This window comes from Leptothoe kymatousa TAU-MAC 1615, from assembly GCF_018739865.1.
Lineage (GTDB): Bacteria > Cyanobacteriota > Cyanobacteriia > Phormidesmidales > Phormidesmidaceae > Leptothoe > Leptothoe kymatousa.
On the sequence record NZ_JADOER010000016.1, the window covers coordinates 45601 to 58590 of the forward strand.

At 48.5% G+C, this 12990-nt stretch carries 11 protein-coding genes; 3 read left to right on the plus strand and 8 right to left on the minus strand.

The window, feature by feature from the left end; all coding sequences use genetic code 11:
• Positions 1-7: 7 nt before the first annotated feature.
• Entirely contained in the window at positions 8-235 is a 228-nt protein-coding gene (xseB, locus tag IXB28_RS15985; RefSeq protein WP_215619608.1) for an exodeoxyribonuclease VII small subunit, read from the minus strand.
• A 48-nt stretch (positions 236-283) separates the two neighbouring features.
• Positions 284-1504 carry an exodeoxyribonuclease VII large subunit gene (gene xseA, locus IXB28_RS15990; RefSeq protein WP_215619609.1) on the minus strand — a complete coding sequence of 407 codons (1221 nt, stop codon included), beginning with the start codon at positions 1502-1504 and terminating at the stop codon, positions 284-286.
• A gap of 300 nt (positions 1505-1804) precedes the next feature.
• Between xseA and recA the strand changes: the two genes are divergently transcribed.
• On the plus strand, positions 1805-2911 hold the full coding sequence (gene recA / locus IXB28_RS15995) for a recombinase RecA (RefSeq protein WP_215619610.1): 1107 nt from the start codon (positions 1805-1807) through the stop codon (positions 2909-2911).
• Positions 2912-2989: 78 nt separating this feature from the next.
• On the opposite strand, the gene IXB28_RS16000 is transcribed toward recA, so the two are convergent.
• The 5 genes from IXB28_RS16000 to IXB28_RS16020 form a co-directional block, all read right to left on the minus strand.
• Positions 2990-3535 carry an FHA domain-containing protein gene (locus tag IXB28_RS16000; protein ID WP_215619611.1) on the minus strand — a complete coding sequence of 182 codons (546 nt, stop codon included), beginning with the start codon at positions 3533-3535 and terminating at the stop codon, positions 2990-2992.
• 498 nt (positions 3536-4033) lie between these two features.
• Positions 4034-4900, minus strand: a complete 867-nt coding sequence (locus IXB28_RS16005; RefSeq protein WP_215619612.1) for an alpha/beta fold hydrolase — start codon at positions 4898-4900, stop codon at positions 4034-4036.
• Between the two features lie 99 nt (positions 4901-4999).
• Positions 5000-5341 carry a DUF1815 family protein gene (locus tag IXB28_RS16010; protein WP_006517269.1) on the minus strand — a complete coding sequence of 114 codons (342 nt, stop codon included), beginning with the start codon at positions 5339-5341 and terminating at the stop codon, positions 5000-5002.
• Positions 5342-5822: 481 nt separating this feature from the next.
• A complete protein-coding gene (locus tag IXB28_RS16015) occupies positions 5823-6038 on the minus strand; it encodes a DUF2839 domain-containing protein (protein ID WP_215619613.1) in 216 nt (71 codons plus the stop codon).
• 31 nt (positions 6039-6069) lie between these two features.
• Positions 6070-7638 carry an ATP-dependent DNA helicase gene (locus tag IXB28_RS16020; RefSeq protein ID WP_215619614.1) on the minus strand — a complete coding sequence of 523 codons (1569 nt, stop codon included), beginning with the start codon at positions 7636-7638 and terminating at the stop codon, positions 6070-6072.
• A 134-nt stretch (positions 7639-7772) separates the two neighbouring features.
• On the opposite strand from IXB28_RS16020, the gene IXB28_RS16025 reads away from it, so the two are divergent.
• A complete protein-coding gene (locus IXB28_RS16025) occupies positions 7773-8636 on the plus strand; it encodes a prephenate/arogenate dehydrogenase (protein WP_216863060.1) in 864 nt (287 codons plus the stop codon).
• A 157-nt stretch (positions 8637-8793) separates the two neighbouring features.
• Here the strand turns inward: IXB28_RS16025 and IXB28_RS16030 are convergent, their stop codons facing one another.
• Entirely contained in the window at positions 8794-10557 is a 1764-nt protein-coding gene (locus tag IXB28_RS16030) for a GAF domain-containing protein (RefSeq protein ID WP_246559831.1), read from the minus strand.
• A gap of 459 nt (positions 10558-11016) precedes the next feature.
• Here IXB28_RS16030 and lepA point away from each other — a divergent pair, with 459 nt between their 5' ends.
• Complete coding sequence (gene lepA / locus IXB28_RS16035) at positions 11017-12822, plus strand: translation elongation factor 4 (RefSeq protein ID WP_215619616.1); 1806 nt, start codon at positions 11017-11019, stop codon at positions 12820-12822.
• Positions 12823-12990 lie beyond the last annotated feature (168 nt).

Here is a 12990-nt window from a genome sequence, read left to right on the forward strand (position 1 = left end):
CTGAGATTTACTCCGACTCTGCTGGCGATAGGGTTTCGATCAGTAATTGGGCCTGCTGTTGCTTTTCTTGCAAAAAGTTATCGCACTTTTTGAGTTCAGTCACCGCTTTTTCAAATTGCTGAAAAATTTCGGCCAGGGGCAAGTCCCCCGTTTCTAACTCAGCAATGATAGTTTCAACCTGGTCAACGGAGGCCTCATAGTTCCAGTTGTCAGCAGTTTTTTTAGCTTTGGGCATCGTATTTTTTTAATCGTAGTGGGGGCATATGTGATTAAAGCTGTAGATTTAATTCTCCAAATTAATCACCTCTGCAGCAATTCGGCCCTGAGCCAACTGAATCGATATGGCATCACCGGGAGCCACATCATCTGTCGTGGTAACCAGATTGCCAGACGATTCTCTAACCAAGGCATAGCCCCGGCGTAAGACCGCTTCGGGATCTAAAGTAGCTAGTTTTTCACTGAGTAACTGATGGCGATGTTGGGCGGCTTGCAAATGTTGGGCTACAACTTTTAGCAACCGTTGTCTGCGCCAGTTCTGTTCCTGACAGGCTTGGTTGAGCTGACGCTCAGGCTGTAGGCGCTGCAATCTTCGCGCCAGTTGCTCAAGGCCGGTTTTATGTTGATATAACTGCCCCCCTGTTACTTGGGCCAGACGCTGCAGTAGCTGGATCTGATAATTACGCAAATCGTGAAGGGCTGGGACAATTTGCTCAGCGGCGGCTGTCGGCGTATGGGCACAAACATCGGCCACTAGATCGGCCAGGGATTCATCTCGTTCGTGCCCAATACCGGTAACAACAGGAATAGGGCAGGTTGCGATCGCCCTTACCACCCGCTCATCATCAAAACACACCAAATCTTCAACCGCACCACCCCCACGCCCTAGCAGTAAGACCTCAGCTCTACCATCCTCAGCCACCCGATCAATCGCTTTCACAATCGATTTGGGTGCCTGCTCTCCTTGGACAATGGCGGGGGACAAAAGCACCTGCAAACCTGGATGCCGTTGAGTCAGCGTTTCTTGAATATCTCCCCAGGCCGCTGCTTGATGAGAGGTGACAACCGCAATACACCTTGGGAAAAGCGGCAGCGGACGTTTACGATCCTCATCAAATAGCCCCTCGCTCGCTAGCCGATTACGCAATTGACGATAGCGCAATGCCTGGAGCCCAGCTCCGGCGGGTAGCACCTGCCAAGTTGTGAGCTGATAACTGCCCCGCTTAGGGTAAAGCTTCAACTGCCCCAACACGACAACTTGCTCACCTACGGTTGGCACAACATTGAGCTTAGGTAGCTGACTACGCCAAACCACTGCATTGAGGGTGGCAGATCCATCGGGTTCCTGCAGCGAAAAGAAACAACCGCTGCTATGGTTACGGGCACTTGAAACCTCGCCGATGATCCAAATATTGCGCAGGTTTTCATCACCTTCCAATAGGAGTTGAATATACTCAGTTACCCCAGCCACACTGACTGCTTTGAAGTCTAAAGTATCCGCCACCATATATATAGATTGCTATTCCGAAGGGATGGCTAACTGAGCGCATATCGCTACAATCACCTGTCTACCTTTACCCTATTACTCTGTATGAACTAATGCGAATATTCCTGCTAACTATCGCAAAACTAACTGAAACACTCCCAATTTTATAGTACATTTGTATGAGTGATGATTATAATCTCAAAGTCAGGTTAAGGCTATTCATCACCCATTCGGTTTTGCCCCCAGCAACATAGTTTGCTCCCACATTGTGAACGTATAATTGGCTGAATTCAGCCACACTAATCTCAACTCTTAGGCAGCATGGCAAAAACATCCACTGAGAACAACGAGCGCAAAAAAGCCCTGGATATGGTGCTCAATCAGATTGAGCGCAACTTCGGCAAAGGTACCATCATGCGCCTCGGAGATGCGCAGCGGATGAAAGTCGAAACCATCCCCACGGGAGCGATGACCCTGGATTTAGCGCTAGGTGGTGGCATCCCCAAAGGACGTATTGTTGAAATTTATGGCCCTGAAAGTTCGGGTAAAACGACCCTGGCTCTGCATGCGATCGCGGAAGTCCAAAAACAAGGTGGCGTAGCCGCATTTGTCGATGCAGAACATGCCCTAGACCCTGTCTACTCAGCAGCGTTGGGTGTCAATATTAATGACCTATTAGTGTCTCAGCCCGATACCGGTGAAGCCGCTTTAGAAATTGTTGACCAACTCGTCAGGTCATCCGCAATTGATATCGTCGTTATCGACTCTGTTGCGGCTCTAGTCCCCAGAGCTGAAATCGAAGGAGAAATGGGTGATTCCCATGTGGGCCTCCAAGCTCGTCTAATGAGTCAGGCCCTACGAAAAATCACCGGTAATATCGGCAAATCTGGCTGTACGGTAATTTTTCTAAATCAGCTACGTCTCAAAATTGGTGTCACCTACGGTAATCCTGAAACCACCAGTGGGGGCAATGCCCTGAAATTTTATGCATCGGTTCGCTTAGATATCCGACGCATTCAAACGCTCAAAAAGGGCAATGAGCAGTTTGGAATTCGGGCCAAAGTAAAGGTAGCCAAAAATAAGATTGCCCCACCCTTCAGAATTGCTGAGTTTGACATTATTTTTGGTGAAGGAATTTCCACCTTAGGCTGCATTGTAGACCTGGCAGAAGAGCAGAATATTCTTACTCGTAAGGGTGCCTGGTATAGCTACAAAGGAGATAACATCAGCCAAGGGCGAGATAATGCCATTCGCTATCTGATGGACAATCCTGAAATTACCGTTGATATTGAACAGCAGCTACGCATAGCGCTAGACATTAATGGCGATGAGGCGACGGCTTCTCCAGAAGCAAAAACTGAACCTGTTGCAGAGGAAGAACCGGCCAGTAAGGCTAAAACACCGAGAAAAGCGAAAGAAAAAGCCTAGGAAAATAAGAGGACTGCACGTAACGTTTGGAGCACTCGTTTCCTAAGTTTTCTGCACACTTTTAGGTGTCAGGGAGAATCAGTGCAGCGTCCTCTTATCCTCTGTACCTTCAGACGCATGCTCAGGGATATCAACTGAGCCCGATTCGGTTGTACAAGTAAAGAAGTTAAATAAAGAGCTGCCGATACGGATGCGATCTCCATCACGTAGCGCATATACCCGTTTTAACTTGTCCCCATTCACATAAGTGCCATTCGTACTTTCTAAATCGGACAGAATGAAGCATTCTTGTTCCGCACTATACTGCAATGCCGCGTGACATCGAGACAACCGCTTATCAGGCATGGCAATATCCGACTGACGAGGATCGCGACCTAGCGTCCAGAGTCCATCCACGGAGTTAAAGCGCTTAGACTTCCCAGTCGCCAGATTACTAATGATATATACCTGCTGATCGCAAACCATACCCTGAATGTAGGTCGCTACTTTCAGCGGAGCATTAGCATCAAGCGCCATCATGCTGTCTAGCAACTCACGATCATGCTCATACAGCTTAGAAAATGCTTGAAATATGCCTAGCTTAGATGATGGGGAGTCGATTTCGTCTTCACCAGAAAGCATCATACGATACTCCGCTAGGTCGTGTGGATAAGCCATAAAAATGGTCAAATAGAATGCTTAGTCAGAACCTTGTTGAATTGCGTGACGATAACAGATTTAAATAAATAGATTTATAGTTCTAGTATTCGTCAAGACCTACGTAATATGGGACATCTTATGTTTTTCCTATAAAACCTTGAATTTGATCGGATAGATTATGAAAAGACCGTTAATTATCCGGATTAATCGTTCTGATAGGATGCAAATGCTCAATAGCTAAGATGACATTTCGAAGGTAGTCATCTTAGCGATCAATATTAATAATCAGTACCACCAAAGTGGCAGTCCACTTGGTGACCGACAACAACTACACAACGCATTCCCACTAGAAAACCGGCCTGGCTAATCCTCAGAATACTTCTCTCAAGGAGAGTGCAATAACTTGCAGTATTCCCTGAGCCGTTTATGCCCTAAATCAGCAACGGCAGAAAATCCTGCCACGTAGCAAAACCTTGACGATCATCAGGTTAGAAACTCAATCAGTTCGCGATTGACGCTATTCGGCGCTTCTTGCTGAATCCAATGCCCACAGTCGGGTATTGAACGCTTAATCACACAGTCCCCAGATAATCCCTGCACTCCTGGGATCGCCGAAGGGAGCAACACATCATCTTCCCCCCACATAATCAGGGTAGGGAGAACTGACTGCCCTAAGCGAGCATTTCCCAACCAACTGCCCAACCAATCGTTCAAATTCAAGCAATGACGAACATGCTGCAAGACCGCAGGCACAACACCAGGCTTTTGCAGTGCCGCACGATAAAGTTCAGCGTTGGCACGAGTAAAAGGGCTCTTACGTACTGCCTGTTGCTGAAATAAATATGTCAGCAAAGACGGCAAGTTATCCTTAATTAACCACTGGGGCACTCCCGGTGTTTGCAATGCCAATAAATGCCAGTTGTTTTGCAAATACCCCCAACCATTGGATAAACCATTACTTAAAACCGCTTGCCAGCGCTGAGGGGTGCTGAGCACAGCCAGCTTATCAACGCTAGCAGGAAAGCGACGAGCGAGATGCCAAGCAATACTCCCGCCCCAATCATGACCAACGATATGGGCCTTTTCATAGCCCAATCCCTGGATCAGAGCACAAATATCAGAACTCAGCGTGTCTAAGTCATAGCCATTATGGGGTTTATCAGAATCGTTGTAGCCGCGTAGATCTGGTACAACAACCTTAAAATGACGAGATAAATAGGGGAGCTGATAGCGCCAGGAATACCAAAATTCAAACAGGCCATGGAGCAAAATCACAAGCTTCCCTTTGCCCTGGGTCACATAATGCAGCTTTACCGAATTAGCTTTTACGTACTTATGTTCCCAACTCAAAGCTACGGCTCCAACACAAAAACAGATCCGTGACTGCTAGATGAGTCACGGATTTGCCTATAGAATACATGGCTATCGCCCAAGCTCAGCTAACGTTAGCTACGCGGAACGATATGCGACCTGATACTCAACAGGCTGAATGCGATACTTGACCAAATTCGCTAACTCCTGAAGCTGATTAATTGCTTCAGCGCCTTCCAACTTCATCAGCTCTCGATCATCACGCATTTCCGTCCAAGTAATGCCATAGTCAGACACTAAGAAACGGATAAGATGATCATTCCCAAGACTGACCATAAATGAAGCACTATTGAGCTGATCACCGCAGGTATAACACGACGCTAAATAGCCTTGATTTTCAAGGACAATGGCTAGCGCTTTTAGGTTAAGGACCAAATCTTTTACGAATTGGCGGTGCTGCTCTGCAAGTCGAACAAACATTTGCGTTCTCCTTCCCACCGGTCACATTGTAAGGTTGAATCTTAAATCTTGCTTAATATTTTTTATAAACTATTTGATTAGCTTTCCTTAACTTCCAATTGTGGGTGCCGTAATTCAGGCCAAAACAATTGAGTATTTATTGATTTTTTTAACTGCATCATAATAGCGAAGCTGATACAGACCCACACCTAGCAATAATTTCAAATGCTGTTGGTATGTGAGCTTCTCTAAAAGTACCCAGCGACGCTGATACACCCACAAAAGGATCACAAAGGTCCTGAATTATCAACCTATCTGTAAAGAATAGTATCAAAAACTCAGACTACTTCAGGTAAGATGCGCGACGTTTTTAGTCATTAAACTATGACATTAGCCACACAATAACTACCTTAGGCTTATCTGTCTAGGGATAAGGTCTCCTTTGTAACGGTTTCTCCAAAAATAGTAGTTTTTACGGATTACCTTTATAAATATTGTGGAATTATTCAACCAAGGTCCACCAACCTACCGCCGGGCCAATAAATCGCACTGTTACCCAAAACAGTACCATCAAGGCAATACCCAACCATGCGCCACGGGTTGTCCAAGTGACGAAAGCTTCAGATTGCTGTTTAGTAATTGGCAGCCAGGGCAAAATGCGTTCAGGCTGTCCATAGTCGTCACCTAGCTTTGACTGCCGTCGCTTTGCCTCTCCCATAATTTGAACCAGTTTTGTAGTGCAGGAATAATTATAGCGCTTGATTCATAGGCGCTAACCAGTTGGGATCTAGATAATTACTATGGGTAATGGGATTTAGGGTTTCCAGAATAGTACGGCCATAGCTGCGATGGTTGATGCGATTATCTAACAAGGCCACTTTTCCTTGCCTAGCACTGATGGGCGCGATCGCAAGCTGTAGTGTTTGCAACGCCGCCGGCAATAGAAATAACCGAAACCAATCTTGGCGCCGTCGCTTGTAATAGGCAACTTGTCCAGCCACCAAAGGATTTTCCAAGGACGGAATCGGTAACGTCGTCACAATCAGCAAGCCTGGCGGCGGACAACGTAACCGATAGTCTTGCCAAAATTCCCAACCAGCCACCAAAATTCCATTTTCAGCCAGCTCCGAACGCTCTACCTGGACCCGCGATCCATATTCCGCCGCTAAAATTGAACCGATTTGGGCCTTTAAGGGATTATCTCCCACCAAAATCACCGTGGGCTGGTGTCGGGTTTCTGGCAGCTGCAACAATCCACGAATTTCCTGCAAAACAGCATTAGAAAACTCATGGCTGTTGGGCATCGGCAACCGGTCGGGAGAATATAGCAAAATGCCATCTTGATGGCGATCAGGGGTAAACCGAAGACAGGTCAGGTCCTCTAAACCGAGACGTTGACGATAATTTTCTGCTCGAGGATCCTCATCCACAGCAGCCCCAATTAAAACTACTGGTTGCCGCTGCCAAATGGGCCCCATCATCTCTGCCAAATTTACCGGCACACATTGCAACGTCACCTGACCAGAGTCTCGGTTGAGCTGCAACCAGGCCAGGCCATCATCTTGCTCTAAAAATTGTTGCCGAAACTGCTGCCACACATGGGGCAAAGCCTCTAAGCCTAATGGGGTCTCAGCCAGCAAATCATAGAGCTGAGACAGTAAGTCACGCTCTTCGGCATCGGCAAGGTAACAGCTATAGGGATTGTCAGGATGCTGAAATGCTAAATGGGTCAGACGCACTCGCAAATCCCGAATGGATGCTTGGTGCGATGGATAGGCCAACCCTAACTGGTGCCAATCTTCATCCTCCAAGCTACAGGTCAGCTCATGGCGCACCCAATCCACCATGGCATCCAAACCATCGATAATAGTCACGATATCCCTCGGGAAAGCGTGACCACTGCCACCGTATCCGTGCCCTTGACCTGTGGCCTGCAGCTGGGCAGATAGCCAGGCCTCGGGGGTAGTAATTAAAAGCCCTTGAAACGTTTCACTCGGCCAGTGATCACCCACATGAACAGACTTAATCGTCGGTACTGTCTGCAACAGCGTGGGGATCTCATTTTGTACCAACTGTTGATGAATAGCCTGGGGCAGCACTAACACGATAGGCCCAGGCCATACTAGCGCCGGCATCAGATAGCTCAAACGATAGCGCCCTCGATAGGCAGCAGTGCTACCGGTTTGTAGCAAAGCACTACGCCCCAAACGCAAAGCCCTAGCCACCAACCTTGCCATGGTCAAATGATGGGGCCACTGACTAGCCCCTTGATGGCGTAGAAATTGTCGAAGTAGTTGGTGAACCTCTGCTTCAATCACGTTTACGGTGACTCTCGTTAGCTGTATTTCATTGTGACATACTCCCTTGGGGGAGGCAGTCTATGGCTGACAATCCCAGATCCCCACTCATTATTGCACTCTGATTCTTACTGACCCTAGAGTCGTTCCCACCTATGAATACCCCAACCTCAGACAAGGCGATCACCATTGGCATTGTGGGCTTAGGCCTCATCGGTGGATGTTTAGCGTTAGACCTACAGCAATTGGGCTATCGAGTATATGGAGTAACTCGCCGTGAAGCCACGGCTCAAACGGCACTAGAGCAAGGATTCGTTACCCGCGCGAGCTGCGATTTAGCGCTGATGGGGCAAACAGATGTCGTGTTCGTATGCACGCCCATGGCCGCTATTGTGCCCACAGTAGGACAGCTAGCCCAGCATTTATCTACCTCCACAGTGGTCACAGATGTCGGCTCGGTTAAGGCGGAAATTGTGGCAGCAGCAACTGCACTCTGGCCAAACTTTGTGGGGGGACATCCCATGGCAGGCAAAGCCGAGGCTGGTCTAGCAGCCGCTGAACCCGGCTTGTTTGACCACCGCCCCTATGTTGTGACGCCCATTAAAACCACGCGCCTCCAGGCCCTCGCCCAAATAAAACAGATCGCCACACAGCTCAACGCCCGGCTGTATACCGCCAGCCCAACAGAGCATGATCATGCCGTAGCCGCCATTTCCCATCTACCCGTAATGGTGAGCGCAAGTTTGCTCCACACCTGCTTCAACGAAGACAATGAACTCATTAAAACCTTGGCTCAGAATCTAGCTAGCAGTGGTTTTTGCGATACCAGCCGAGTCGGAGGTGGCAATCCAGACCTAGGCACCATGATGGCTCAGTACAACCGCACGGCATTGCTAAAAACCCTGCAAAGATATCGTCATCAGTTAGACGACATCACCCAAATAATTGAAAAAGAAGACTGGGACACGCTCAACCAACATCTAAGCCGCAGCCAGCAAGAACGCCCCCACTACCTGTGATGCGTCACCTGCCGACACTGAAAATAACCATAAAAAATGGCGATTACATAAATTCCAATTTTGCCGGACTCACTCCGAGGGAGACGTTGCACCAAGGACTCCGCTCAGTCTTCTATGGCTAGTTGTGAAAACGATGAATTTAATTGATTTCGCGTTCCTAAGCGGCAGGTTGCTTGCCTTCCGCTTCTGCCATAATGACTGGCTCTTGGTACAGGATGGCCGTAAAGGTCACCGTGGAGCCTAGACCTTCACCCATGCTAATAAACTGCACCTTGCCTCCCATGGCCTCAATCAGCCTCTGGGAAATTGCTAATCCTAGGCCGGTGCCACCATATTGACGAGTGCGCTCACCATCGACCTGACTAAAGGTCTGGAAGAGACGATTTTGCTTTTCCAAGGAAACACCAATCCCAGTATCCTCAACGCTGATTTTGATATGTCCGGGCCATTTCCGCCCTTGGAAGCGCACTTCTTGAGTCTTCACTTCAGCACTGACGGTCACGCCGCCCTCAGGGGTAAATTTGATGGCATTCCCGATGAGATTGAGCAAGACCTGCAAAATACGCTGATAGTTGCCATAGAGCTTGATCTCATCCAAAGTGGCAGGCAGCTTCATGTCAAAATACAGCCCGCGCTGTTCTGCCTGCGGACGCGTAAAATTCTCCACATCACAAAACAGCTCTTGCAGGCTAATGGCACTCAGATCGATTTCCATTTTGCCTGCTTCAATCTTGGCGATGTCCAAAACATCGTTAATTAGATTGAGCAGATGGAGCGCCGACTTATGAGCTTCTTCGATAAATTCTTCCTGCTCTTCTGGATCATCGGCCATGCCATCCAGCACCAGTCGCAAAAAGCCAATCATGCCATTGAGGGGCGTTCTCAACTCGTGGGATGTATTAGCTAAAAATTCACTTTTTAGGCGGGATGCTTCTTCCGCATATCGTCTCGCTTCTTCTAGCTCATCATTTTTATCGATGAGCTTTTCATTGGCCTTTTGGAGATCGTCCGCCAGGGTACGACTGGCTTGAAATAGTTTGGCATGGGCAATGGCCGTGCCCACCTGATCGGTTAATTCACTGACCAACTCGATTTCCAAAGGATGCCAGGGGCGGTCGGGGGGCATCTGCAACAGCAAGACACTGTTAGGCTCGTCGCGGTAGCAAGTGGCAACCGTTAGAACTGTGTAAGGGCCGGCATCGGTATCTTTCCGATCAAAGTCGGATAGCACTGGCTTGAGGGTATGGATGGTACAGCGAAAGTCGTTTTTGTTGGATAGTTCAAACGTCTGCCCCAAACAAGGTTCCAGCGTGGGCTGGTAAAACTCGGCCACGACATCTAGTGTCTGCATCGCCACCGAATAATCACAGACCAAACAGCGATGTAAATCGAGCAGGGAACCGAGACCATCTACGGTTTGCTGCCAGATGGTTTCTAAATCAAGCGTTTTACGAATATTGGACGCGATACTAGTGAGGACACCGTGGTAATTCGAAAGATTGGCCAGTAGGCCCGCTTGGGCATTCGCAGCCGGATCCGCCACCACACCCATGGTGTGCAAATGTAACGGCATCATCACCGATCCTGCCCCCGACAAGACGGAGCCCTTTCCCCTCAGGTACTGCTGACCCGATTCATCGATGTCCTCAGCTACGCTCAGACTAAAGTCGAGGCCAACGGGATGGGGGCCGCAGCGAGCGACACACTGAAACTGCTGAGGTTGACCATCTGCCAGAACTTGGTTAACTCGCTGTAGATAGGGAACAGTAGCAACAGGCCCAAGCAACTTAGTAATGGATTCATGGAGATAGCGATCGGACTCACCTGGAATCGTTTGAGGCCAATGAATCGAAACAATTCGACCGCTAGGATCATGAATAATTTCTAGGGACAAATTATCAACTGTAGCGGGAACGACCATAGGCTCTGAGTCAGCTGTCAATTGCGATCGCATAATCCGGAAGAAATTATGGGCCCTGTCTCTACTGCTTACGAGTTTGCCCTGTCTAGATCAGAAACATCTACACCGATCTTGATTCACATGCAGCCCTATGGCCTAAGTTTTCTAGCCACGAAAGACTAATTTTCAACAATTTAGGCAAACTAAAAAATTTTGGTCACACCAAAATTTTTCATGGGTAAGACCCCACATGTCTCTTTCATCTTGTCACGGGATTTCTCAATGGTCATCCCTTAGTCCAATTTTTAATCAACACACACCCAAGGGGAAGCACTACTGACTAAATAAGATACAAACAAGGCATGGCTTTTTACGATGACTGCAAATAATCCTTTCGCTCCACGGATAGGCAAAGTATTGAAATGAAGCATTAAGATAAGCTAAGCGCTTCTATGATGACCCCTCCGGATTTTCCTTTCCATGACCGACGCACCCGTTTCTCGCATCCGCAATTTTTCGATTATTGCCCATATCGATCATGGAAAGTCGACCCTGGCCGATCGGTTACTGCAGCAAACGAAAACCATCAGTGAACGGGATATGAAAGCCCAGGTCCTGGATACCATGGACCTGGAACGGGAACGGGGCATCACCATTAAGCTCCAGGCCGCTCGCATGAACTATCAAGGTGAGGATGGCGAGCAGTATGTGCTAAATCTGATTGATACGCCTGGGCATGTGGACTTTTCCTACGAAGTCTCGCGAGCACTGGCCGCTTGCGAAGGGGCGCTGCTAGTCGTGGATGCCTCCCAGGGTGTAGAAGCACAAACCCTAGCCAATGTTTACTTGGCACTGGAAAACGATTTAGAAATTATCCCGGTTTTAAATAAGGTGGATTTGCCCGGTGCCGATCCAGAACGGGTAAAGCAGGAAATCGAAACTATTGTGGGCCTCGATTGCAGCAACGCCATTGAGGCATCTGCCAAAGCCGGTATTGGCATTGAGGACATCCTCGAATCTATTGTCGAGACAGTGCCCGAACCGGAAGACAATACGAAAAAACCGCTACGTGCCCTGATTTTTGATAGCTATTACGACAGCTATCGTGGAGTGATTGTCTATTTCCGAGTGGTAGATGGCACCTTAAGCCGCCGCGATCGCATTCGGCTGATGGCCTCCGGCAAAGAATATGAAATCGATGAACTTGGCGTCCTATCCCCCCACCAGGTAGAAGTCGACGAACTCCACGCTGGCGAAGTGGGGTATATTTCTGCATCCATCAAAGCCGTAGCCGATGCCCGAGTGGGGGACACCATCACCCTAGTGAAACGAAAAGCCGAAGAGCCTCTGCCCGGCTACGTAGAAGCAAATCCCATGGTGTTTTGCGGTCTTTTCCCCACCGACTCCGACCGGTACGAAGACCTGCGGGAGGCTCTCGAAAAACTAAAGCTCAACGATGCCGCCCTACAATACGAACCCGAAACCTCCAGCGCGATGGGGTTTGGCTTTCGCTGCGGCTTTTTAGGACTGCTGCATATGGAAATCGTGCAGGAACGCCTAGAACGAGAGTACAACTTGGATTTAATTACCACGGCACCCTCCGTGGTATATCGCGTCACCACCATTGACGGCGAAGTTCTGAACATCGACAACCCCTGCGAGCTACCCGATCCCCAAGCACGGGAAAAAATCGAAGAGCCCTACGTCAAGGTGGAAATGTTAACCCCCGAGGAGTTTGTCGGGACATTGATGGATTTGTGCCAGACCCGACGGGGAGACTTCAAGGACATGAAGTACTTAACCGAAGGCCGCACCACACTCGTCTACGAACTCCCCCTAGCCGAGGTAGTCACCGACTTTTTTGACCAGATGAAGTCCAGATCTCGTGGCTACGCCAGTATGGAATATCAGCTGATCGATTACCGCGTCAATCACCTGGTGAAGCTAGATGTGATGATAAACGGCGATAAAGTTGATCCCCTAGCCGCCATCGTCCATAGGGACCAAGCCTATTATGTGGGCAAAGCCCTGGCCGAAAAGCTCAAGGAGCTGATTCCCAGACACCAGTTCAAAATTCCCATCCAGGCGGCCATTGGTAGTCGTATCATTGCCAGCGCTAGTATTCCAGCGCTGCGAAAGGATGTACTGTCCAAGTGCTATGGCGGTGATATTTCTCGTAAGAAAAAATTGCTGAAAAAACAAGCTAAAGGTAAAAAGCGTTTGAAAGCCATTGGCACGGTGGATGTTCCCCAGGAAGCATTCATGGCTGTATTGAAATTAAATTAACAGCCAGTGCTTAATTGCAGCTTTTCAAGAAAATAGGAGCTATAGCATTTATCAGCTATGGCTCCTATTTTTTAGTTCTTGCCTGGCCCTACACCACTGGAACTGCTCTGCTGACCAGAGGCAGTGACTGCTTCTGGTCAGCGCAATACAAACACTTCAGTTTGCTTA